Raw genomic sequence first — 21,689 nt, 5'->3', positions numbered from 1 at the left:
GCAACAACATGATCATCATGGTCAAGGATATCTCGGTGCTCTCCGCCATCGGCATCGCCGAGCTGGTATACCTTTCCCAGTATGCCATCAGCGTGACGTTTCGACCGTTCGAGTTCTATATCACGATCGCTGTCATCTACTACCTGATCAACATCCTGATGGAAATCGGACAATCCTGGGTGGAGCGCCGTGCCGCCTACCGCCGCTAGGAAGCACTGTATAAATGCCTGCGCGACCGAATCACTACGTTGCGCGGTGCTCAGAGTCCTCACATATACCGCATATGCTCCGGCTCTTGCGCTCCGTGCGCCTTGCGTTTCATATCGCTCGGCGATTTATTCAGCCCTTCCCTAACAAGGACCTCACATGACACAAGCGACAGACACTCCGATGGTCGAGCTCAAGGGAGTCAAGAAACGATTCGGTGACCTTGAGGTGCTCAAGGGTATCGACCTCAAGGTTGACCGTGGCAAGATCATATCCATCATCGGCCCGTCAGGATCTGGCAAGAGCACGCTGCTACGCTCCATCAATAACCTGGAGGTGATCGACGAGGGCAGCATCCTGCTGGATGGCGTGCAGGTCAATCGACCAGACTTGAAAGGCCTTGCCTTCGAGCGGCACATCAACCATATCCGCCAGAACATGGGCATGGTGTTCCAGCACTTCAACCTGTTCCCCCACCTGTCGACGCTGGAGAACGTGACGCTGGCACCAAGGAAGCTGAAAGGGATGGATGCGAGAAGCGCCCGGGAGCTGGGCATGGAACTGCTGGAGCGCGTGGGACTGGTGGACAAGGCCTCGGTCTACCCCAGCTCCCTGTCGGGCGGGCAGAAGCAGCGCGTCGCCATTGCTCGCGCCCTGGCCATGCGCCCCAAGGTCATGCTGTTCGACGAAGCAACCTCAGCCCTGGACCCCGAACTGGTGGAGGAAGTGAATCAGGTCATGAAGGGCCTCGCCGATGAGCACATGACCATGCTCATCGTCACTCACGAGATGGGCTTTGCGCGCGACGTCTCCGACTGGGCAATGTTCATGGACGGCGGCGTCGTGGTGGAAGCGAACACTCCCGATCACTTGTTCTCCCACCCTGACGAGGAGCGCACCCGCAACTTCCTGCGCAAGCACCTGGGGAGCAAGGGATAGCAGCAAGCTCAACCCTGACGCAAACGGAGAGACCAGTGGCCTCTCCGTTTGCGTTTCATCGGTTTCAACCACTGATCAGTCGTCACGCTTCGCACCAAGGTCGCTGCGCTCGGAGAAACGCTGCATGATCGCAAGCGTCTCTTCACTGACATGATGCTCCATGCCTTCCGCATCGATTCGCGCGGTGCGGTCGCTGACGCCCAGGGCACGCAGGAAGTTGAGAACGATATCGTGCTTCAAGCGTGACTCTTTGGCCATGATCCTGCCCGTCTCGGTCAGGAACAGCGATCGATAGGGCTGGCTCGACACCAGCCCCTGGCTCTTCAGACGGCGCACCATCTTGGCCACGGTGGCCTGGCTGACCCCCATGCGCATGGCGATGTCGGTCGACCGCGCTTCGCCCTGATGCTTCAACAGATCCCCGATCAGCTCGACATAGTCCTCCACCAGCTCGGTTTCGTGGGCGTCACGAACGGCAGCATATTGCTGTGCATGCTGTTCGCAGGGAGGCAGGGCATCGGAAGCGTCTTCTGGGGAATCTATCATGCGGCGAATATAGCCAACCTCATCCTGCACGGCAACTGGCGTTGCGATCGCTGCACCCGGGCACCAAGGTCATGGCACATAAAGTTAGCCTAGGCTAAAATACTTGCTGCATGCTCATCCTTGGCCTAGATTACGGTGAAGCACCCCATTCAGTACATGACCCAATGAACAGGCCCGACCATGTCCTCGGTAAGTAGCAGTCGTGTTCCGGCGATCGAAGCCCGCGGGCTCTATGCGGCCTATCAGGACCAGCCGGTACTGATGGATGTCTCGCTGTCGCTGCCCCAGGGAAAATGGTCCGCGATCATTGGGCCCAATGGGGCGGGAAAATCCACGCTCTTCAACCTGCTGATCGGCAACCTCTCCCCGCTTCGTGGCGAACTCCGGGTCTTCAACGAGCCGGCAGCCATGCATCGGCGCGCCGGCCATATCGCCTACATGGCCCAGCGCGAGAACATGGAGTGGGACTTTCCCATTTCCGTGTGGGAGACCGTGATGACTGGCCGCTATGGCCTGATGCGCACCGACCCGCTCTGGCGCCGGCTGCTGCCCCAGCGCTGGTCCAATCCGGCACATGCCGCAGCCGTCGAGGAAGCCCTGGAGGCCGTCGACATGGCATCCTACGCCAGGCAGCCCATCGGCGCGCTGTCAGGCGGCCAGAAGAAGCGTGTCCTGCTGGCACGCGCCTTGGCACAACAGGCCAGCATCCTGTTGCTCGATGAGCCACTGGCCGGCGTGGACTCTCCCAGCGAAGCCTGATCCTCGATGTCCTGGACCGTGAGCGCCAGTCGGGCCGCACCATTGTCATGGTCACCCATGACTTGCCCAGCACGCGGCGCTTTGCCGACCAGGTGCTGCTGATCAACCGTGTCGTGGTCGGGTCGGGCTCACCCGCGGCCATGCTAAACGATGCCATGCTAGCTCGCCTGGCCTCGGGCCAGACCCCCATCATGCCGCCGAAGGCATTCACGATGCCGCTTGAAGCCTGGGGCGAAGCCCTGATTGATGGATTGATTGCCCTGCTGATGGCGCTGGTCAACCTGCTGCCCGAGACCTTGGCGGCACCCTTCGAGTACCGTTTCATGCAGCGTGCACTGCTCACCTCGATTCTGGTGGGTGCCATCTGCGGCATGCTCTCCTGCTATGTGGTGCTGAAACGATGGTCGCTGCTGGGTGATGCCATCTCCCATGCCGTGCTGCCGGGGGTGGCCATCGCCTACCTGCTGGGTTGGCCCTTCTTCGTCGGCGCCTTTCTCACCGGCGCCCTTACCTCGCTCGGCATCGGCGCCATCGAACGCCATACGCGCATCAAGTCGGATGCCGCCATGGGACTGATGTTCACTGGCGCCTTTGCACTGGGGATCGTCATCATCAGCAAGATCGCCACCAGCACCCACCTGATGCACATCCTGTTCGGCAATGTGCTGGGGGTGCAACAATCCGCCCTGCTGCTGACACTGGCGGCTGGGGTGATCGCACTGTTATGCGTATGGCTGGCCTATCGCCCCTTGCTGCTCTACGCCTTCGATCCTCAGCAGGCACAGGCGCTAGGCTTCAATACCGCCATGATCCACTACGGCTGATTCTGCTACTGACACTCACCATCGTGGCCAGTCTCGAAACCGTGGGGATCATCCTGGTCGTGGCCATGCTGATCACCCCCGGTGCCACCGCTCACCTGCTCACCGACCGCTTCCCGGTCATGATGGCGATTTCGGTCACGGTGGGGGTGGTTTCGGCGGTCGTGGGGTTATGGCTGTCGGTGGCGCTGGATGTGGCCTCGGGGGGCACCATCGTGCTTGTTGCCACCGGCCTGTTCTTCCTTACCCTGGTGGCGGCGCCCCGTCATGGGCTGGTAGTACGCCAGCTGCGGCGGCGCTAGGCAATTGTCCGAAACTGTCTGCGTTTGGCCATATTCGACCTACCTGTACTCGCTGCTGCTCGCTCTGCGTCTGCGCTCAGGCGCAGTCGGCGGCACCCGAACCGAACATGTCGAAAATCAGCTCGCGACCCAACGCAGTGAGCACGAACCTGCCTGACTCATTGTAGGAAGCGGCTTCGCTGCGCTCCAGCACCTGCTGACAGGTAGCCCAGTCGTTGGACGCCTGGCTGAGGTGCTGGATGGCGCCCCGATCGAGTCCCCGGTGAGGAACGGTCACCGTCTCCAGGACGTGTCCATGGCGGTACAGCAGTGCGGCCATGTGGGAAATGCATTGGCGCAAGCTTCGCTGGATGCCAGCGGCTGCGGAAGTCGGGTCGGTCATGATGCGCGGTGCTCCTCTCGCAAGAGTTTGCTGCGGCGCATTATACCACTAAGGTCTATATACAACAAAGGTCGACAAGCAGCTGAGTGTTGTCACAAGTCTCTGTCCGGGGCATCGCCATGGCACGACAGGCAATTGGCACCCATTCTTGACCCTTGTCATTGACGAAATGACTCAAACACCACAGGGTCGAGGGAGAATTCCGAAACGAAAACCGCGCGGGGGGGGGACATATGACAACAGCAAACCCAGGTGACCATCCCCACGGCGGCTCCAGCCCTGCCATGGAGTTCAAGCTGATCATGCTGATGGTCGACGAGAGCAAGACCGACCAGGCCATGGAGGCCTCGCGTCATGCAGGGGCGACGGGGGCCACTATTATCAGCAACGCCCGTGGCCAAGGCCTCGAACAGCATTTCGGCTTGTTTGGACTAGAAATTCTCAGCCCCCGCAACGTGATACTCATTCTGGTCGAAGCACGCCGCTGCGTCACCGTTATGCAGGCCATCGTGGACGCCATCGGGCTGGACGAGAGCCTTGAGACTGGCATTGCTCTGGAACTCGACGTCAATCGAGCCCTGGGGCTCAAGGAGCACATCGCGAAGCTATCCGAGCAGCGTCCTCTCGACTGAATGGACGAGGAAACCGGCCCATGGACCTCCTGACGGCACTGCTGCAGCAGACTCGCGACAGCCTCCGCGACCTGACGCCGGTAGTGCTGGTGATCGCTTTCTTCCAACTGGTGGTGATTGGTCAGCCGCTACCGGATAGCGTGGCGCTGCTTGACCTGGTCACTGGCCTGCTGCTGGTAGTACTTGGGCTAACGCTTTTTATCAAGGGCCTACAGCTCGGTCTTTTCCCTGTCGGCGAAAATCTGGCTCGTGAGTTCGCCCGCAAGGGCAGTGTCGCCTGGCTGATGCTGTTTGCCTTTTCCTTGGGATTCGGCACCACCGTGGCCGAACCTGCACTGATTGCCATCGCCGGCAAGGCGGCCTCGGTCATGGCCGAAGCGGGCCAGATTGCCGACCTGGACAGCGCCCGTGCGAATTTCGCCTGGCAGCTGCGCTTGGTGGTGGCAGTATCAGTGGGCAGTGCAGTGATGCTCGGGGTGTTGAGAATTCTCAAGGGCTGGCCACTACATCTGATGATCATCGCCGGCTATCTTATCGTGCTCTTGCTGACCCTGCAGGCCCCCGACGCCATCGTCGGCATCGCCTATGACGCCGGTGGTGTAACCACCTCAACCATCACGGTGCCGCTGGTAACGGCACTGGGAGTGGGGCTTGCCACCGCCATTCAGGGCCGCAATCCGATGCTCGACGGCTTCGGCCTGATTGCTTTCGCCTCTGTCATGCCGATCATCTTCGTACTCCTGTTCGGAACGGTCAGCGGGAGGGCCGGCTGATGTCCGTACTCGCCGTTCTGGGCAGCACCCTGCTCGATATCCTGCCCATTGCCGCTATCATTTTCGGCTTTCAGTATTTCGTCATCCGCCGTCCAATCAAGCGGCTCAAACAGGTGCTTGGCGGTTTTGGTCTGGTCCTGCTGGGGTTGGCGCTATTTCTCGTTGGCCTGGAGACCGCCCTCTTCCCCATGGGCACGCTGATGGCCGAGCAGTTGACCTCCGAGGACTTCCTGCCCGCCATCGCCCAACAGGCGGAACGACGCTGGCATGACTACTATTGGGTCTATCTGTTTGCCTTTGCCATCGGCGCCAGCACCACCATTGCCGAGCCGGCACTGATCGCTGTTTCTGTCAAGGCCGGCGAAATCTCCGGCGGCACCATCGACCCGCTGATGCTGCGCATAGCCGTCGCCCTCGGCATGGCCTTCGGCATTACCTTGGGTACGCTACGCATCGTGCTGGGGCTGCCCCTGCAGTGGTTCGTGTTGGCGGCCTATGTGCTGGTGATCATCCAGACGCTGCGTTCGCCGAGCAGCATCATTCCCCTAGCCTTCGACTCCGGGGGGGTTACCACCTCAACCATCACGGTACCGATCATCGCCGCCCTGGGTCTTGGGCTCGCCAACACCATTCCGGATCGCGACCCCATCATCGACGGCTTCGGCATGATCGCCCTGGCCTGCCTGTTTCCGATCATCTCGGTCATGGGCTACGCCCAGATCGCTGCGTGGCGGGAACGGCGCGGCTCCAGGCCACAGACTCCCCCTTCCTGATTCCGCCCGCAGAGGAGCGACCCATGCGCTTCAAACTGATTCTGGCCCTGGTCGATGACGAGAAAACCGATGTCCTGCTCGATGCAGCACGCCGAGCAGGCGCCACCGGTTCCACCATCATAAACAATGCCCGCGGCGAGGGGCTCAAGAAAACTCACGGCATCTTCGGCATGGCGCTCAGCAGCCAGCGGGACGTGCTGTTGCTGCTGGTGGAGGAGCATCGCTGCCGTCGCATCCTGGAAACCATCGCCGAGGTGGGCGAGTTCGATGACTCGCCGGGCACAGGCATCGCCTTTCAGCTCGACGTGGAGGATGCCCTGGGCGTGAAGCACCAGATACTCAGCATTTCCCAAACCCTCAAGGACGAACTCTGAGGAGCGCCGCCATGCCGTCACCACCCATCGTTCGCATCCGGGATGTGATGCATCCCGGCTACAGCCTGGTCGACGGGCTCATCACCGTCGCCGATGCCCTCCAGGTGATGCGCCAACAGCAAACCCGAGTACTGATCGTTCGAAAGCGTGACGACAACGACGAGTATGGGCTGGTGTTGTCGGCCGACATCGCCAAGCAAGTCATGGCTCCCAATCGGGCACCGGACCGGGTCAATGTCTATGAAATCATGAGCAAGCCGGTCATCTCGGTGCCTCCAACCATGCAGCTTCGCTACTGTGCCCGGCTCTTTCAGCGCTTCGGGCTGTCGCTAGCACCGGTGATCGATTCAGATGGCACCATCGTCGGCATCGTCAGCCACGATGACCTGATACTAAGCGGGCTGTATTGAGATACCTGGAGTGCTGAAACGCAGCAGCCCCGACCAGTACTGGCGGGGCTGCGCAAATGTTCGATGAAAAACGTATATCCCAAAATGGAGGCGGCCCCGAGAGCCACATCCCGGCACACGCGACCACCGCTACCGTTGCTCCCTTCCGGGCCTGGCGGGGTTTGCGGTTTAGCGTTGCGGGAGGACCAACGGGGCCACCACTACGCGACATCTGCTGCATGAACTAGGCTGATAAAACGGCCTCGAGAGCAGTGCCGAACTCGGCGCGGCATCAATGGCTTGCCGAGTGCGGATGCACTATACCAGCGGCCAGGCGGGCCAGCAAGAGCGGACGCGCGGCCTGGGCTCGACCATGCTAAGCGTTGACGTTTCGTGTAGGGTGAACAGGAAAACGACGACGAAAAACACGATACCGCTCAGGAGGCGTACCATGAAGAAGGATACCAACAAGGGCTATATCGCACTGCTCGGCTGGAGCCTCAACGCCATCGAAGCCGCCGAGAATTTCGACCGACGCTATGTGGTGGTAGCTCCTGACTGGGCAGAAGAGTACTGCAAGAAACACGACATTCCCTATGTCTCCTGGCACTTCGAACGCCTCAATGACAGCTCGCTGGATATCGCCGAAAAGCTCAAGGAAATGGGCGTCGACGTGGCGATTCCGCTTTTCGAGGAGACCGTGGAGTGGGCCGGTGCCATCAATTCACTGCTGCTCGACAACCCGCGCCTCTACGGCCAGTCGCTGCTGCTGCGCGACAAGGCGCTGATGAAGCGACGCGCCCAGCTCGGCGGCATCCGCGTCGGCATCTTCGAGGAGGCCCACGACAAGGCTGATGTCATCCGCTTTCTCAAGCGGGTCAACCAGACCCTGCTCAAGCTCGACGGCGACCCCAACGACCCCATTCACCTCAAGGCGTTCGACAAGGCAGGTTGCCTGGGCCACCGGGTAATCCGCACCCCGGATGAAGTCGATACCATTCCGGATGAAGAGTTCCCGGTGCTGATGGAGTCGCACCTGGACGGCTGGGAGTTTGCCGTCGAGGCATGGATCCACAACGGCAAGATCGCCTTTCTCAACATCTCCGAGTACGTGACCCTGGGCTACTCGGTATTCGTTCCGGCCTCACCGGAGCTCGAGAGTTACCGCCCACAGATCACTGCCCAGATCGAGAAGTTGATCAAGGCCTTCGACATCGAGTTCGGCTTGATCCACCCCGAGTACTTCGTCACCAGCGACGGCGAGATGTACTTCGGCGAGGTCGCCTACCGCCCGCCGGGGTTCAAGGTGTTCGAACTGCTCGAGCGTGTCTACGGCTTCAACGCCTACCAGGCCAGCATGCTGGTCTTCGATCCCAATACCACCGTGGAAGAGGTCAAGGCCTTCTTCCCCAGGGAAGTGGTCGATGCCGACGGCTATGCCGGCTGCTTCGGCGTCTATCCGCGGCGCCGCGTTGTCAGCCGCCTGGAGATTCCGGAGGAGGTCGAGGACGATCCCTACTTCGAGTCCCATGAGCTGACGCCCCCCATGGAGGAGACGGTCACCAAGCGTACCGCCTTCGGCACCCACTGGGGGCTGATCTACTTCAAGGGCGATGAGGCAGCACGCATGAAGGAACTGCTCAAGAATATGGAAGAGCTTGATTTCTATGTCTGATCAAGGCGTCATGAGCACAATGACAGCCTGACACAAGGAGTCGGCGTGACGACGCACCGACACACGCAAGAGATGAGCGAATCGCCCGCAGGCGACGACAAGCTTCGCGGCCTGCTGGCGAAACTCGACGAGGCGACCACCCTGCTCGCGGAGGCGCTCGAGTTCACCAAGCCAACGAAGCTGCCCCGCGTGCTGGATACCGCACGCCGGGTGCTGCTTCAGGAGGGTGGTGCCGCCGAGCTGGAGGCCCGGGCCAAGGCGCTCGAGGAGGCGGGCATCTTCCTCGGCTCCGACTGGGAAACGCCTCAGTACCTGGTGCCCTCCCTGACAACCCATGCCCTCAAGAGCGCCGATCCCAACATGGTGGTGATCGAGTCACTGAGTGAGTTGCGCCTGGTGGCGGTGGCCAAGGGCGACTACCTGCATCCGCTGATATCCGCCGAACAGGCCCATCACTACCTGACCCAGGTGCTGGCGCTCAACCTGTGGCTGCTGTTCAGCACCCCGAGTGAAGCCGAGCGCGAGACCCAAGGGCGCCTTGCCCAGATACCGCGCAACCTGTTCCGTCACCTGGCCGACCGCATCGGCTATGAGCACATCATCGACAAGCTGATCGAGGAGATCTGGCGCATCCTCCAGCAGCGCCCGATCCAGGTCGATTCGGTCAAGCAGATGATCACCCAGATCGCCATCTGCCAGGCCGATCCATCGATCGACCTGGGTATCAGCGGCCAGGGCGCCGACCGCCTGGTCAGCTCGCTGTTTGGCCCGACCCAGGCGTGTCGCGAGGATCCGGGCGTCGAGGTCTACCGCGAGCGGCTCTCCAGCATGGACAACTCGGCCCTGCAGAGCGAGGCCACCGGCTTTGCCCGCGCCATGCACGATACCGGCCTGGCATCGCCCTATCACCCAGTCCTGATACGCCACCTGCTCGATCACGGTGATCACCTGGTGGCCGAGACCCTGGGCCTCTCCTCGACCGGCCGGGACTGCCTGCTCTGCTACCGCGAACTGGTGCATGCGCTGATCCGCGGTGCCGTTCACCCGGCAACGCCTCAGGCGGTCTACGGCCTGGCACTGATGCTGGAGCGCGGCATCCTCTACCAGCCTCCCGTGGCGCCGGCCATGTGGCGCCAGTTGGGCCTCTCCCTCTCCGAGTGTCCAAGGCGCGGATCGAGCTGGCCTATGGCGATGCGGTCTCGCCACGGGCCAGGCTGCTCGAAGGCGTGCTCTGCATGCTGGGGCTTCCGCTGGGTGTCGGCCAGGGCAACAACCCTACCTGCCAATCCGCACGCGCCCTGTCGATGTGGGCCTACAACGATCCGGACTACCTGCTGCAGATGGTCGCCTGGGCCGCCCGTGACGACGAGATCATCATGCACTTCGAGGGCATGCCCCTCTCGTCCATGGCCAGCCTGGAAGGGGTCGCCAAGGAGCTACCGGTCGACCTCGACCCGGTCTCCCTGCTGGTGGTGCCGCACCTGGACCGCATCTATGCCGAGATGGGCCGGCGCTGCATCGGTCGCGAAGGGGATCCCCACCGCTGGGTCAATCCCGAGTTCCACGGCTGGTGGTCGGGCCGTGGCTTTCGCATCAACGTGGACGTGGCAACGGGGAAGCTCCACGACCTGGATGCTTTCCTGCGCCATTTCTACGCCAGCTACCACCCCTACTACAACGGCAACCAGCCGCTGATCCACCCCCAGCCTGCCGGCATCGCCGTGACCGACAGCGCCGCTCGCTTCATCGGCTGGCACGCGATTACGCTGCTGCGTGTCACCCTGGATCCCAGCGACGTGATGCGGGTCTATTTCTACAACCCCAACAACGACAGCGGCCAGGACTGGGGCGACGATGTAAGAGTCAGCACGGCCGGCAATGGTGAACGCTTCGGTGAGGCATCGCTGCCCTTCGAGCAACTCGCCTCCCGCCTCTACATCTTCCACTACGACCCGCTCGAGCGCGGTGAATTGAACAAGATTACCCAGGAGGAACTCGACCGGGTGATCGGTTACATTCACCGCAGTTGGGGCTCCGACCGTATCCCCCCGGCGGCACTGCAGGCCGAACCTGGTCACTAAGCCCGAGGCGCTTGACCCTCGTCAGGACAACGGTGCAGGGCTCTGTCAGAATGGTAGTATCTCATCAGGAGCGCCCCGGGGGAGTGTAAAATGGACTTCAAGCTATTGATGGTTTTCGTCGACCAGGACAAGACCGAAAAAGTACTGGATGCTGCCCGCGAGGCCGGCGCGACGGGAGCCACCATCATCAACAATGCCCAGGGTCAGGGGCTCAGGCCGCACCTTACCTTCTTTGGCCTCGAGTTCATGGCGGCACGCAGCGTTATCCTGATCCTGGTGGAGGCCCGCCGCTCCGAGGCCGTCCTGCAGGCCGTGACATCCGCGGGCAAGCTCGACGAGAGTCTCAATACCGGCATCGCTCTCGAGCTCGATGTGTCCCAGGCGTTGGGTCTGACCGAACATATCAAGGCCTTGAGCCAGGAACACCCTCTCGATTGAATCTCGATGGAATGTTACTGGGCAGGCGGCTGCTCCAACCCGGTCAGCCTTCTCTCCACTCTTTCGAGATTGTCCTGGGAGCCCAGCAGCACCAGCACATCATCGGCCTGCACTTCCGTGGAGCCGGCCGGGTAGCGCTCGCGCTCATTGTTGCGCACGATGGCGGTGACAGAAACTTGGTCCTGCTCGGTATCGAGTTCTGACAGGCTGTGTCCGATCGCCGGGCAACCCTCATGCAAGATCACGGAGTGCAGGCTTTCCTTTTCGGTCTCCTCCGGCTTGATGCTGTCCAACGTGCCCCGAAACAGCTCCCTGAGCATACGATAGTGGCTACTTCGCTGCTCCTGCAGCTGCTGGGCTACGCGGAACAACGGCACGCCCAGCGACTGCAGCGCATGGGATGTGAGCAGCATGCTCGCCTCGAGCGTCTCGGGAATCACCTCTGTCGCCCCGGCGGCAAGCAACTCCTCGACATGCTGCTGGTCACGCGTTCGCACCACGGCCGAAAGCGAGGCGTTGAGGCGTTTCGCATGACGCAATGTCATGAAGGCCGCCGGCTTGTCGTCATGGCTGATGATCAGCAGCGACGCCCGCTCCACACCGACATTCTCCAGTATCGTCAGGTCGGATGCGTCGCCGTAGAAGACCGGCTGACCCGCCAGCCTCGCCTCTCTGACTATGGCCGGGTCCATATCCAGCGCAATGAACTCGAACCCCTCGCTTTCCAGAAAGCGACTGACGGTCTGCCCGGTACGTCCGAAGCCACAGATCACCACATGCCCCTGGCTCGTGGAGGGCTCGGAGGGCGTTGGCACATCGCCACTCGGCCTCGACCGGGTACGAGATCGACGGAAAAGCCAGGCGGCAATGGCTGGTTGAAACGAATCAGAATCGGCGCCAGGACCATCGAGAACAATACCGCGTTCAGCACGATCTGCGCCGGCTGACTGGCGATGACGTTCCCTTCCAGGCCAATGGCCAGCAGAGCGAAACCGAACTCGCCACCAACGGCCAGCACCATGCCGGTGCGAAGCGCCGTCTGCCAGTCCACTCCCGATACATGCACGATCGAAGCCACCAGCAGCAGCTTGATGACGAGCAGAGCCACGGCCCCCAACAGAGACTCCAGCCAGATATCCGGAATCAGCGACGGCTCGATCAGCATGCCGATACTGACGAAGAAGAGCCCCAGCAGCACATCCCGAAAGGGGCGTATGGTGGATTCGACCTGATGCCGGAACTCCGTATCGCCAAGCACCATGCCGGCAAGAAAGGCCCCGAACGCCATGGAGAGACCGAGCGTCTTGGTCGTCCAGGCCGACACCAGGGAGACGAAGAGTACCGTCAGGGTGAACAGCTCTGCCGAACGCCGCTCCGCCACCAGGTGGAACAGCGGGCGCAGCAGAAACCGCCCGGAAAGCAGAACGATGAAGAATGCCAGCAGGGCCTTGGCCAGTGCCATCCCCAGCGCTCCCGCCACCTCATGAACGGCGGCCACGCCCAGCACGGGAATGATGACCACGAAGGGCACCGCGGTGATGTCCTGGAACACCGACATGGTGGTACCGAGCCGCCCATGCCGCGCCTGACCCTCGCCCTGCTCGAGCAGCTGCTTGGTAATGATCGACGTCGACGACTGGGCGAACACGGCACCGACAACGAACGCGGCAGGCGCCGGCAGCCCCATCATCCAGGCAAACACCCCCACAACCAGGGTGGTCAGGGCAACCTGGGCCGTTCCCAGCCCGAGAATGGTATGCCTCAGGGCGTAGATCTGGGGCAGGGAAAAGCTCAGGCCGATGGTGAAAAGCAGGAAGACGATACCGAACTCGGCAATGACGGTGATGTAATCATTCTCGATAACGGGCCCTGCCGTGTGCGCCCCGAGAAGCACACCAACCAGCAAATAACCGAGGCTCGACGGTATTTTCAGGCGCTGAAAGACAAGTACCACCAGCACCGTTGCACCGAGCAACAGCAGCATCTGCACCAACGCCTGCTCAAGCATTCACTCATTCCTGTTGACTGGCTGCCGGGGCATTCTCGCCTGACCTCACCTGAATGAACATCATAACAAGGTCATTCACTGGCCGCGCAGCAGCCAGCGAGCCCAGAAGGGCGCGAAGATCATCAGTGCGGTCATTCTCAGCAGATGATGGAAGGCGACAAAGACAGGGTCGATGTCCAGCGCCACGGCGAGTATGGCCATTTCGCCGATGCCGCCTGGCGCCAGCGCCAGCAGGGCGACATCGCGAGGCACGCCGATCAGCCGATGGATGGCCTCGGCGAACAGCGCCAGCACCCCAAGGGCCAGCAGCGTCGCGACGCCGGCTTCCAACAGATAGCGACCCAGGCGTGCCCTCGACAGGCCCTTGAACCGCGACCCGATGGCGCTGCCCAGCACCCACAGCATCACGTTCAGGCCCCAGTCAGGGAGTTGAAGGCTGGCCACGTCGAAGCCCGACAGCAGCGCGGCAAAAAGCAGAGGAGCCAACAGCGATGCGCTGGGCAGCCGAAGTCGATTACCCAGCGCGATCAGCAGCGGCAGCGGCAGCAGCATCCAGAGATGGGCCGAGGTCACCGCCGCCGCTTCGACCTGGGCGCCGCCTTCCCAGAGCCAGAACAGGGGTGGCAACCACAGTACTACCAGAATGATGCGCAGCGACTGGGCAATGGCGATTCGCTGAGGATCGCCACCACTCTTTTCCCCCATCAGGATCATCGCCGTCATGGCGCCGGGCGCCGAGGCGAACCAGGCACTTACCGGATCGAAACCGCAGCGTCGGTACCAGGCTGCCGCCGCCGCGGTGGAAGCCGCCACGCCGAGCAACAGCAGCGCCGCGGACAGAGGCCAGTCCAGCACCCGTTCGGCCAGCTGCGGCGTGACCTGGCTGCCCAGCACCAGCCCCAGTACCCCGAGAAAGGTCTCGCGCAGGCCTTCGGGAACCCGGACATCGACACCCCGCGCCGAGACCAGCAGATTGGCCACCAGCGGTCCCAGCATCCAGGCCAGCGGCAGGCCGGTAAGCTGGAAAAGGAGCCCGCCCAGCGCTCCGATCCCCAATGACCTGACCAATGCCCTGCTTGCTGCGCGCCCCATTCCCCACCCTTCTGTTAACCGGCTAACGAAATGAGTATGCCATAATGCCGGCCAGCCTTCTTAGTACACCCTGCTTGCCACCATCTTCTTATTCCTCCCTTCTTGCCGGAGACACCCATGCCCCGCCTCGATCAGCTACTCGTCAGCCAGGGCCTCGCCCGCTCGCGCACCCGGGCCCAACGGCTGATCCGCAACGGCCGCGTCAGCGTGGCCAGCAGCGGTCGGGTACTCGACAAGCCGAGTGAGAAACTGGCAGAAGACTGCCGCCTCAAGGTGACCGAGGACCCCGAGGAACGCTACGTATCGCGGGCGGGTCTCAAGCTCGAGGCATTGATAGAGGCGCTTGGGCTCGAGCTCGCGGGCAGGCTGATATTGGATGTGGGGCAGTCCACCGGCGGCTTCACCGATTGCGCGCTGCGCTATGGTGCCCGCCATGTGATCGGCGTGGAGGTGGGACACGGCCAGTTGGACCCCGAACTACGCGGCGAAGCAAGGATCACCTGCCTGGAGGGGCTCAACGCCCGGGCCATGGCCGACGAAGCGCGACTCCACGCGGCCCTGGCCGCACAGGGCGCCGAGGGGCCCGACATCGTGGTAATGGATGTCTCGTTCATTTCCCAGACGCTGATACTGCCGCAGCTCTCCCGCCTGCTGCGCCCCGGCGGTGAACTGCTCAGCCTGGTCAAGCCACAGTTCGAGCTCGGCCCGGGGGGCGTCGACGGTCGAGGTATCGTGAAGGACCCGGCAAGCTACCTCGCCGTGGAAACGCGGCTGCGCAGCGCCTGCGACGATGCCGGCTTTCGTATCCTGAACTGGCAGGAGAGCCCCCTGCTCGGCGGCGACGGCAATAGGGAGTTCCTGCTGCGCGCCGTGCGAGTTGAGGACGACTAACGCCCTGCATCTCCACCATCTCCGCCACCATCACCGATATCGATATCGCCTGGATCGCCTCCCCCTGCGCCAGCTGGCGGGTGGCTGGAAACACGCTGTTGTGCAGGTGTGAGACTCTGCACTTTCTTCGCTCCACCGTCGGGGCGATGCAGCCATACCTCGAGCTGGTTGAAGGCGATATCCACCTCATGCTCGGCAAACAGCTCCCCCACCCGACAGTTGATCTCGTCAGTGGCGTAGAGCCGATCGCCCAGGGCATTGACGAAGACACGTAGCTCGAAGTTGAGCGTGCTGTCGCCGTAATCCATGAAGAATACCTGTGGCTCGGGCTCTGCCAGGACGCGGTGGTTCTCGTCGGCCGCCTGGCGCAGCAGTTGATGGACCAGGCGATGATCGGAGCCGTAGGCCACGCCGAACCGGAGTACTACCCGTGTGATCGTATCCGACAGCGACCAGTTGATCAGCTGGTCGGTGACGAAGGTCTTGTTGGGTATGATGATCTCCTTGCGGTCGAAATCGGTCACCGTGGTGGCCCGTATCCGGATCTTGCTTACCGTGCCGGTGAGATTGCCCAGCGTGATGGTGTCGCCGATGCGCACCGGTCGCTCGAAGAGAATGATCAGGCCCGAGACGAAGTTGGCGAAGATCTCCTGCAGGCCAAAGCCCAGCCCCACGCCCAGTGCCGCCACCAGCCACTGCAGCTGGCTCCAGGCCACCCCCAGCGTGGCCAGCGCCACGACAAGACCGGTGCCGACGATGGTGTAGGAGAGCAACGAGGTGATGGCATAGGCGCTGCCCTGCTTCAGCTCCAGCCGCGACAGCACCATCACCTCCAGCAGGCCGGGCAGGTTACGCGCCATCATCAGCGTGAAGCCGAAGACCAGCAGTGCGGTGAAGATATCGGCCACCGAGAGGGCGCTGGTGACCAGGTCCGCCCCTACGCCATCGGACGCCTCCCATATGGCCACCCGCTCCAGGTAGCCCAGCACCGTCAACAGGTCCGACCAGACCAGGTAGAGCAGCAGCGCAAAGCCAATCAACAGGATCAACTTGGAAAGACGCAGCGACTGCTGGTTGATCTGCTCCATGTCCAGCGGTGGCTCCTCCACCACCTCCAACCCGCCTTCGGCCCCTTCCTGCACCTGGGCACGCCGTCGGGTCAGCGCTCGCTTGAAGGCCAGTCGCCGAGCCGCCACCGCCAGCCCACGAACTACCGTGGCCTCGACCAGGATCCACATGGCCAGCAGGTAGAGCGTGATGACGAAACGCCCTATCAGGCTGAGTGCCGTGTATTCGTAGCCGGAGGCGATCAGGCCGATGAGCGCCAGCGGGACCGCCGCCAAGACCAGCCCCAGAATCAAGCGGAACAGCTTGACCCCGAAAAACGGGGTATGGGCCATGATCAGCCGCGCCAGCAGCACGCTCATGGCCAGCAGGCCACTGAGCAGCAACGTCAGCGCCAGGGGGCGCGAGGTGAGGCTGATCTCGCCATCCAGGGCCAGGGTGGAAATCAGCAGTACCGGCACCAGTGCCAGACCCAGCCATCGCAGCAGCTCACGCAGCCGGGCGACATAGCCCGCCGGCCAGTAGAAGTGCTTGGTCGCCACGCCGTCACGAACCAGCAGTCGCCGCGACCAGGCAATGAACGCCCAGGCCAGGGCCAGGTGCCAGAAGGCCAGTCCCAACCCCGAGGCGATACCCTGGCCATCGGCGATCAGCGCCGCACCGAGGCCACCCAGGGCCAGGGGGCCGGGAAGCGCCAGCAGCGCGTTCAGCGCGACCGCCTGGGGCGTATGGCCCTGGGAATCGCTGCGCAGGCGGCCTATCTGTTCATGCAGTGCCGCCAGCCGGCGCTGGATGCGTCGCCGTGACCACAGCAGCGCCAGCGACGTCAGCAGGAAAGGTAGCCCGACCAGCGCCTTGGCATCGGGTATCCGCCAGTGGTGCGGCAACGCCTCTCGCCACTCCCCCACCTGCCACTCCAGCACCAGGTTCGCCGGCAGCTGCCGGAACCAGGCAAGATCCAGCGGACGGGTATTGGCGATCCAGAACAACTGCTCGTCAATGGTTGTTCGCAGCTCTCGCGATGTCTCCAGCAGCTGCTGCTGGTTGAGCTGGAATTCGATGGCCGAACTCAACAGGTTGCCATAGCTCTGTTCGAGCTGATCCACCAGTTCCCGACGCGACTGGTAAAGGTGCTGCAACGACTCGATCAGCGCCGGCGTCACTTCCACACCCGCCTCCTCCAGGCGCTGGTTGGCCAGACGCTCGCCCTGGCGCAGCATGTCACGCTGGCGCACCAGGTCGAACTGACGCAAGCGCAGGTCAGCGATTTCATCCTGAAGGTCACGGCGCACATCCACCTGGGGCAGTGAACGACGCTGCTCGCGCAGAATACGCGACAGCAGCAAGCTGCCGCGGATCGCATCGATCTGCTCATTGAGACTGCGCTGCAGCTGTCGCACATGGTCGAGCTGGCTGCGTAGCGCCAGGCTTTCCCGCACCAGGCCGTTGATGCGGTCATTGGCCCGTAGCAGCTCCAGGCTGAGCTCACGGTTGACCTGCTGCGCCCGCTCCAGGACAGGGTGGCCAGCCTCGAGCAGCGGGTCGTCCCGGGCGGCATCGGCAATGGCCTGCTCCGATGCGAGGCGACGCTGCCGGTCGATGACGCTCTGCAACAAGGCCAGCTCCGTCTCCTGGCGGGTAACTTGCTGCGTCAACAGGTCACGCCGCTGCTGCGCCAGCTCACGCAGACGGGTATTGCTGCCCAGCTGGCGTTGGTGCAGCCGCAGGGTACGCTCGGCCAGGCGCCGCTCGACCCGGCGCTGCCATAGCTGCGGCGCCTCTTCGGTCAAACCCTGCCCTTCCAGCGCATCCAGTGCACGGCGGGAGCTCTCCGCTGCCTGCATCGCCTCGGCAATGGCCTGCTGGGCCCGCTCGGGGAGCGTCTGGGCGGAGAGCAGCTGCGTATTGACCTCGGCCAGCCGATCCTGCAGTTGCTGCAGCTCGAACACCGCCTCCTGCTGGCGGTACTCGAGTTCATCCAGCGGGAGGTCATCCAGCTCGGTGGCCGAGCGATCGCGCGCGGCCTCCTCCTCCTGCAAGAGCTCCCGCTCGAGGCGTATCAGCTCGCCAGGGGCCTCCTCGAGACGCTGCTCCAGGGCGGCGAGGCGCTCGTCGACTCCGGCCAGCTGTTCCAGCGCCTCCAGCGTCGCCTCCAATGCCTCGATATCGCGCTGAGCTGCGTCGCTGACGCCCTCCCCCTCCTCCGGGCGAAGCTCGTCCAGGCGCGCCTCCACCGCCGCTCTATCGGGCAGGATATCATCGGCCCCTGCCGTCGCTCCCGGCAGCAGCAAAGCGCCGATCAACAGGCAGAGCGCCAGGAGAGTGGGCCGGATGGCGCCGGCAGAAACGGAAATGGCGTACACGATATCCTCTTTGACAAGGGCCCCCTGCCCGGCACGATTCTCGGCCTACTGAACGAACTTGGCAATGATTGTCGCCAGCAGTTGACTTGCGCCGGGGTCATGGTAGAAACGGGTCTCAAATGCCTCGCTTCGAGTTGCCCTCATGACCATTCGTTCCATCCTGTTCGTCGGTGCCAGTCTGCTGGGAGTGCTGCCGCTCGTTGCCCTGGCCCAAGACACCCCCCAGAGAGATATTGAGCGAGAGGCCCTGGAAAGCCGCATCGAGGCCTTGTCCAGCGAACTGGATAACCTTCAGCGCCAGCTGGAAACACTCCCTGGGGACCCCGAGACCGTGGCCGACCCGGAAGAGGTGGTGCAGGAAGAGATGGCTCAGCGTCGCCAGCTGGAGCGCGAGTCGACCCGCAATCCTTTCGCCATCACCACCCATCGGCGCAACTACCTCTTTCCCCTGAGCTACACCACCAATCCCAATCATCCGGCCTTTGGTAACATCTCGGCCGATAACGGCCCCAACGACCTGGAGGTCAAGTTCCAGTTCAGCGCCAAGGTCAACATCCTCGAAGACCTGTTCGGTGACACCGGCGACCTCTACTTTGCCTTTACCCAGCGCAGCTGGTGGCAGGCCTACAATACCGATGCCTCCTCGCCCTTCCGGGAAACCAACTATGAGCCGGAGGTCTTCCTCGACCTGGACACCAACTGGCGCATGCTCGGCTGGACCAATACCCGCAACCGCTTCGCCCTCAACCATCTCTCCAATGGACGCTCCGAGCCGTTGTCACGCAGTTGGAACCGCGCCTACCTGGAGAGCGTCTTCCAGCGTGGCGACTGGGCGGTCGCCGTCGCCCCGCACTGGCGCTTCCCGGAATCGAAGACCAGTGATGACAACCCCGACATCGACCGCTACATGGGCTATGGCGATGTCACCGTTGCACGGCGAATCAACGGCGACCAGGAGGCCAGCCTGATGGTGCGCGGCAATCCCAGCGCGGGCAACATGGGCTCACAGGTCGATTACTCCTGGCCCCTCTTCGGCAACATCCGCGGACATGTCCAATATTATTATGGCTATGGCGAGAGCATGATCGATTACGACCATCGCAACCACCGCCTGAGCCTCGGGTTCAGCCTCAACCCGATGTTTTCCGGCAGTGGCAGCGTTCGCTGACGATAGCCTCGCACGCCTCCGGCCAGAATGAAGTGCATTGAAGTCGCCCCAGCGGATGCTATGCTGAGCCTGTCATTCATTGTCAAAGGAAGACCGTCATGGCACCTCGTACTCCCAGCACCGACGAAACCACCCGACAGCTCAAGGAAGACCTGCACCACCTCACCCAGACCATCGAGGATCTGGTCAGCGCCACCGCCGACGACTCCCGGAGCAACATCAAGGAGCTACGCGAGCGCGCCGAGAAACGCCTCAAAGAGACCCGCGACAGACTCGAATCACGTGGTGAGAGGCTCTATGACGAAGCGCGTGATTCCGTCACCCATCAGGTCGATGCCTGTGACCGTTACGTCCATGACAACCCCTGGACCAGCGTCGGCCTTGGGGCTGCCGCCGGCATCGTCATCGGCATGCTTATCGGGCGTCGCTGATGGCATCGAGCCAGGGACCGGCACAACGGCTGTTCAGCGCGGGCAAGCAGCTGCTAAGCAGCTTGATTGCCGCCGGCGAGACGCGCATGCGTCTCGTCGTACTCGAGCTGGAAGAAGAACGCGCACGACTGTTTACCCTGCTGCTGCTCTCCGGGCTGAGCCTGCTGCTGCTCCTGCTCGGCCTCGCCATGCTGATGCTACTGGTGGTAGTCATCTTCTGGGACACCCACCGACTGGCTGCCATCACGATCAGTGCCGCCGTACTGCTGGGCGGAGGCCTCTTGCTTGCCCTGCTGGTGATACGACTGGCCCGCCGCCATACCCTCTTGAAAGAGACGCTGGCCCAGCTGGCCACCGATCGTGACCTGGTGAACCGCGACCTGGTGGAGAGCCCCCGTGACGAGCGCCGCTAAGCGACAGCAGGACCAGCCCCCCAGCCGGCCGAACGCAAGGCCAAGCTGCTTGCGACCATCGAGCAGCAACGGATCGATATCCTGGTGGAATCCAGCCGCTGGCGCGAAGCCAGCCGCCCCCTCGACGATGGCTGGCGCTCCCTGATGCGCTTCAGGGGTGTCATGCTCGCCGCGGGYGGCCTTGCTGTCTTGCAGAGTGCCCGACATCCCACTTCGCTGGTTCGTGCCGGCAAGCGCATCGCTGCCGGCGCCCTGCTGCTCAATCGCGCACGCCGGCTGTTCAATCAGTTCCGCTGAGACAGGCGGCACACGACATCGCTGGCACTCGATAGGAGAGGATGACAATGGCACTCGCCATCACCTTGCACATGCTTGCCGCGGTCATCTGGGTCGGCGGCATGTTTTTCGCCTGGATGATCCTGCGCCCGATTGCGGCTGGCCAGTTCGAACCACCGCAGCGGCTGCCGCTCTGGGTTGGCGTGTTCAAGCGCTTCTTCCCCTGGGTCTGGCTGGCCGTGATCGTGCTGCTGGGCACTGGGCTATGGATGCTGCTCGGCGTATTCGGCATGGCCGGCGCCCACTGGCATATTCACCTGATGCTGCTCACCGGCCTGGTGATGATGGGCATCTTCGGCCACATCTACTTCGTGCCCTACCCTCGTCTCAAGGCGGCGGTGGAAGGCCATGCCTGGCTCGAGGGGGGCAAGCAACTGGCGCAAATCCGCCGCTGGATCGGGATCAACCTGATCATCGGCCTTGCCACCGTGGCAATAGCCTCCGGTGGCCGCTTTCTGTAACCCCGAGGGGGAGCGGATAATGCGGCGGCCTCCGCCGGGCGCCTGCGGCGCCAGTCGCGATGGGGACCAGCGCTCCAACAGCGATCCTTTCCACCCACGGTGCCACGCCGCTGTCGGAAATGGGATGGACCCGTCCCTCCCTGTGCCAAGATGAGTTTGCAACGCCATCTTGGGTGCACGGGGCACCACACGGCATCTCGAAGGAGGGTCCATCCATGAATCACATTAGCATCGTCGGGATCGATCTCGCCAAGCGTGTCTTTCAACTCCATGCCGTCGATCACAAAGGGCGTCAGGTGTTCAGCAAGAAGGTCTCTCGCTCAGGCTTACGCCTGACGCTGGCCCAGGTACCTCCCTGCCGCGTCGCCAT

General features: G+C 62.7%; 21 protein-coding genes, 1 other RNA gene and 3 pseudogenes. 18 read left to right on the top strand and 7 right to left on the bottom strand.

Features of this window, described 5'->3' with window-relative positions:
- Both Q427_RS07925 and Q427_RS07920 read left to right on the top strand, forming a co-directional pair.
- Positions 1 to 209, top strand: a pseudogene (locus Q427_RS07925) (amino acid ABC transporter permease); the annotation flags it as partial.
- A gap of 157 nt (positions 210 to 366) precedes the next feature.
- Positions 367 to 1,146 (top strand): amino acid ABC transporter ATP-binding protein, encoded by a 780-nt coding sequence (locus Q427_RS07920; protein ID WP_269321208.1) that lies wholly within the window; start codon positions 367 to 369, stop codon positions 1,144 to 1,146.
- A gap of 75 nt (positions 1,147 to 1,221) precedes the next feature.
- On the opposite strand, the gene mntR is transcribed toward Q427_RS07920, so the two are convergent.
- The gene (gene mntR, locus Q427_RS07915) at positions 1,222 to 1,692 is read right to left on the bottom strand and encodes a manganese-binding transcriptional regulator MntR (RefSeq protein ID WP_043512682.1); all 471 of its coding nucleotides are present in this window, start codon (positions 1,690 to 1,692) and stop codon (positions 1,222 to 1,224) included.
- 180 nt (positions 1,693 to 1,872) lie between these two features.
- On the opposite strand from mntR, the gene Q427_RS07910 reads away from it, so the two are divergent.
- A complete protein-coding gene (locus Q427_RS07910) occupies positions 1,873 to 2,451 on the top strand; it encodes a metal ABC transporter ATP-binding protein (RefSeq protein ID WP_331280567.1) in 579 nt (192 codons plus the stop codon).
- Positions 2,452 to 2,663: 212 nt separating this feature from the next.
- Positions 2,664 to 3,574: pseudogene (locus Q427_RS07905) on the top strand (metal ABC transporter permease).
- 76 nt (positions 3,575 to 3,650) lie between these two features.
- Here Q427_RS07905 and Q427_RS07900 read toward each other — a convergent pair.
- Positions 3,651 to 3,956: a hypothetical protein gene (locus Q427_RS07900; RefSeq protein WP_043512681.1), complete on the bottom strand. Its 306-nt coding sequence runs from the start codon at positions 3,954 to 3,956 to the stop codon at positions 3,651 to 3,653.
- Positions 3,957 to 4,189: 233 nt separating this feature from the next.
- On the opposite strand from Q427_RS07900, the gene Q427_RS07895 reads away from it, so the two are divergent.
- Genes Q427_RS07895 through Q427_RS07875 form a run of 5 tightly spaced genes read left to right on the top strand, consistent with a single transcriptional unit; the run spans position 4,190 to position 6,918 of the window.
- Positions 4,190 to 4,588, top strand: coding sequence for a P-II family nitrogen regulator (locus tag Q427_RS07895; protein ID WP_231613524.1), 399 nt, complete (start codon positions 4,190 to 4,192; stop codon positions 4,586 to 4,588).
- A gap of 20 nt (positions 4,589 to 4,608) precedes the next feature.
- A complete protein-coding gene (locus tag Q427_RS07890) occupies positions 4,609 to 5,361 on the top strand; it encodes a DUF1538 domain-containing protein (protein WP_043512676.1) in 753 nt (250 codons plus the stop codon).
- Positions 5,361 to 6,134, top strand: a complete 774-nt coding sequence (locus tag Q427_RS07885) for a DUF1538 domain-containing protein (protein ID WP_043512673.1) — start codon at positions 5,361 to 5,363, stop codon at positions 6,132 to 6,134. Before Q427_RS07890 ends, Q427_RS07885 begins: the two co-directional genes overlap by 1 nt.
- A 23-nt stretch (positions 6,135 to 6,157) precedes the next feature.
- Complete coding sequence (locus Q427_RS07880) at positions 6,158 to 6,508, top strand: P-II family nitrogen regulator (protein WP_043512671.1); 351 nt, start codon at positions 6,158 to 6,160, stop codon at positions 6,506 to 6,508.
- Positions 6,509 to 6,519: 11 nt separating this feature from the next.
- A complete protein-coding gene (locus Q427_RS07875) occupies positions 6,520 to 6,918 on the top strand; it encodes a CBS domain-containing protein (RefSeq protein WP_043512669.1) in 399 nt (132 codons plus the stop codon).
- 94 nt (positions 6,919 to 7,012) lie between these two features.
- On the opposite strand, the gene ffs is transcribed toward Q427_RS07875, so the two are convergent.
- An RNA gene (ffs, locus tag Q427_RS29905) (signal recognition particle sRNA small type) lies at positions 7,013 to 7,109 on the bottom strand.
- A 239-nt stretch (positions 7,110 to 7,348) separates the two neighbouring features.
- Between ffs and Q427_RS07870 the strand changes: the two genes are divergently transcribed.
- From Q427_RS07870 to Q427_RS07860, 3 genes and pseudogenes are all read left to right on the top strand, one after another.
- The gene (locus Q427_RS07870; RefSeq protein WP_043512666.1) at positions 7,349 to 8,572 is read left to right on the top strand and encodes a carboxylate--amine ligase; all 1,224 of its coding nucleotides are present in this window, start codon (positions 7,349 to 7,351) and stop codon (positions 8,570 to 8,572) included.
- A 72-nt stretch (positions 8,573 to 8,644) separates the two neighbouring features.
- Positions 8,645 to 10,653 (top strand): annotated as a pseudogene (locus tag Q427_RS07865) (hypothetical protein).
- A gap of 90 nt (positions 10,654 to 10,743) precedes the next feature.
- Positions 10,744 to 11,091: a P-II family nitrogen regulator gene (locus Q427_RS07860; protein ID WP_043512663.1), complete on the top strand. Its 348-nt coding sequence runs from the start codon at positions 10,744 to 10,746 to the stop codon at positions 11,089 to 11,091.
- Between the two features lie 14 nt (positions 11,092 to 11,105).
- Here the strand turns inward: Q427_RS07860 and Q427_RS32090 are convergent, their stop codons facing one another.
- The 3 genes from Q427_RS32090 to Q427_RS07850 form a co-directional block, all read right to left on the bottom strand.
- Positions 11,106 to 11,906: a potassium channel family protein gene (locus Q427_RS32090; protein WP_197030550.1), complete on the bottom strand. Its 801-nt coding sequence runs from the start codon at positions 11,904 to 11,906 to the stop codon at positions 11,106 to 11,108.
- The gene (locus Q427_RS32085; protein WP_197030549.1) at positions 11,861 to 13,099 is read right to left on the bottom strand and encodes a cation:proton antiporter; all 1,239 of its coding nucleotides are present in this window, start codon (positions 13,097 to 13,099) and stop codon (positions 11,861 to 11,863) included. The genes Q427_RS32090 and Q427_RS32085 overlap by 46 nt, the downstream gene beginning before the upstream one ends.
- Before the next feature lie 75 nt (positions 13,100 to 13,174).
- Positions 13,175 to 14,191 carry an AbrB family transcriptional regulator gene (locus Q427_RS07850; protein ID WP_043512661.1) on the bottom strand — a complete coding sequence of 339 codons (1,017 nt, stop codon included), beginning with the start codon at positions 14,189 to 14,191 and terminating at the stop codon, positions 13,175 to 13,177.
- A gap of 117 nt (positions 14,192 to 14,308) precedes the next feature.
- Between Q427_RS07850 and Q427_RS07845 the strand changes: the two genes are divergently transcribed.
- A complete protein-coding gene (locus Q427_RS07845) occupies positions 14,309 to 15,082 on the top strand; it encodes a TlyA family RNA methyltransferase (RefSeq protein WP_043512658.1) in 774 nt (257 codons plus the stop codon).
- Here the strand turns inward: Q427_RS07845 and mscK are convergent.
- The gene (gene mscK / locus Q427_RS07840) at positions 15,079 to 18,510 is read right to left on the bottom strand and encodes a mechanosensitive channel MscK (protein WP_081785887.1); all 3,432 of its coding nucleotides are present in this window, start codon (positions 18,508 to 18,510) and stop codon (positions 15,079 to 15,081) included. The two genes, Q427_RS07845 and mscK, sit on opposite strands and share 4 nt — an antisense overlap.
- Positions 18,511 to 18,652: 142 nt before the next feature.
- Between mscK and Q427_RS07835 the strand changes: the two genes are divergently transcribed.
- The 5 genes from Q427_RS07835 to Q427_RS07815 all read left to right on the top strand — a co-directional run bounded on the left by Q427_RS07835 (position 18,653) and on the right by Q427_RS07815 (position 21,319).
- Positions 18,653 to 19,678: a phospholipase A gene (locus Q427_RS07835; RefSeq protein ID WP_043512656.1), complete on the top strand. Its 1,026-nt coding sequence runs from the start codon at positions 18,653 to 18,655 to the stop codon at positions 19,676 to 19,678.
- A 98-nt stretch (positions 19,679 to 19,776) separates the two neighbouring features.
- Positions 19,777 to 20,109 carry a DUF883 family protein gene (locus Q427_RS07830; protein ID WP_043512653.1) on the top strand — a complete coding sequence of 111 codons (333 nt, stop codon included), beginning with the start codon at positions 19,777 to 19,779 and terminating at the stop codon, positions 20,107 to 20,109.
- Positions 20,109 to 20,522, top strand: coding sequence for a phage holin family protein (locus Q427_RS07825; RefSeq protein ID WP_043512651.1), 414 nt, complete (start codon positions 20,109 to 20,111; stop codon positions 20,520 to 20,522). Before Q427_RS07830 ends, Q427_RS07825 begins: the two co-directional genes overlap by 1 nt.
- Positions 20,523 to 20,567: 45 nt before the next feature.
- On the top strand, positions 20,568 to 20,819 hold the full coding sequence (locus Q427_RS07820; RefSeq protein ID WP_081785886.1) for a YqjK family protein: 252 nt from the start codon (positions 20,568 to 20,570) through the stop codon (positions 20,817 to 20,819).
- Between the two features lie 47 nt (positions 20,820 to 20,866).
- Positions 20,867 to 21,319, top strand: coding sequence for a CopD family protein (locus tag Q427_RS07815; protein WP_197030548.1), 453 nt, complete (start codon positions 20,867 to 20,869; stop codon positions 21,317 to 21,319).
- The last annotated feature ends 370 nt before the right edge of the window (positions 21,320 to 21,689 follow it).

This window comes from Halomonas sp. BC04, assembly GCF_000568385.1.
Note: the sequence above shows the minus strand (reverse complement) of the source record. Positions and strands in the feature narration are given on the sequence as shown.

Coding starts and splice junctions, on each gene's coding strand:
- Q427_RS07920 (WP_269321208.1), top strand. CDS start 367: ATGACACAAGCGACAGACACTCCGATGGTCGAGCTCAAGGGAGTCAAG.
- mntR (WP_043512682.1), bottom strand. CDS start 1,692: ATGATAGATTCCCCAGAAGACGCTTCCGATGCCCTGCCTCCCTGCGAA.
- Q427_RS07910 (WP_331280567.1), top strand. CDS start 1,873: ATGTCCTCGGTAAGTAGCAGTCGTGTTCCGGCGATCGAAGCCCGCGGG.
- Q427_RS07900 (WP_043512681.1), bottom strand. CDS start 3,956: ATGACCGACCCGACTTCCGCAGCCGCTGGCATCCAGCGAAGCTTGCGC.
- Q427_RS07895 (WP_231613524.1), top strand. CDS start 4,190: ATGACAACAGCAAACCCAGGTGACCATCCCCACGGCGGCTCCAGCCCT.
- Q427_RS07890 (WP_043512676.1), top strand. CDS start 4,609: ATGGACCTCCTGACGGCACTGCTGCAGCAGACTCGCGACAGCCTCCGC.
- Q427_RS07885 (WP_043512673.1), top strand. CDS start 5,361: ATGTCCGTACTCGCCGTTCTGGGCAGCACCCTGCTCGATATCCTGCCC.
- Q427_RS07880 (WP_043512671.1), top strand. CDS start 6,158: ATGCGCTTCAAACTGATTCTGGCCCTGGTCGATGACGAGAAAACCGAT.
- Q427_RS07875 (WP_043512669.1), top strand. CDS start 6,520: ATGCCGTCACCACCCATCGTTCGCATCCGGGATGTGATGCATCCCGGC.
- Q427_RS07870 (WP_043512666.1), top strand. CDS start 7,349: ATGAAGAAGGATACCAACAAGGGCTATATCGCACTGCTCGGCTGGAGC.
- Q427_RS07860 (WP_043512663.1), top strand. CDS start 10,744: ATGGACTTCAAGCTATTGATGGTTTTCGTCGACCAGGACAAGACCGAA.
- Q427_RS32085 (WP_197030549.1), bottom strand. CDS start 13,099: ATGCTTGAGCAGGCGTTGGTGCAGATGCTGCTGTTGCTCGGTGCAACG.
- Q427_RS07850 (WP_043512661.1), bottom strand. CDS start 14,191: ATGGGGCGCGCAGCAAGCAGGGCATTGGTCAGGTCATTGGGGATCGGA.
- Q427_RS07845 (WP_043512658.1), top strand. CDS start 14,309: ATGCCCCGCCTCGATCAGCTACTCGTCAGCCAGGGCCTCGCCCGCTCG.
- Q427_RS07835 (WP_043512656.1), top strand. CDS start 18,653: ATGACCATTCGTTCCATCCTGTTCGTCGGTGCCAGTCTGCTGGGAGTG.
- Q427_RS07830 (WP_043512653.1), top strand. CDS start 19,777: ATGGCACCTCGTACTCCCAGCACCGACGAAACCACCCGACAGCTCAAG.
- Q427_RS07825 (WP_043512651.1), top strand. CDS start 20,109: ATGGCATCGAGCCAGGGACCGGCACAACGGCTGTTCAGCGCGGGCAAG.
- Q427_RS07815 (WP_197030548.1), top strand. CDS start 20,867: ATGGCACTCGCCATCACCTTGCACATGCTTGCCGCGGTCATCTGGGTC.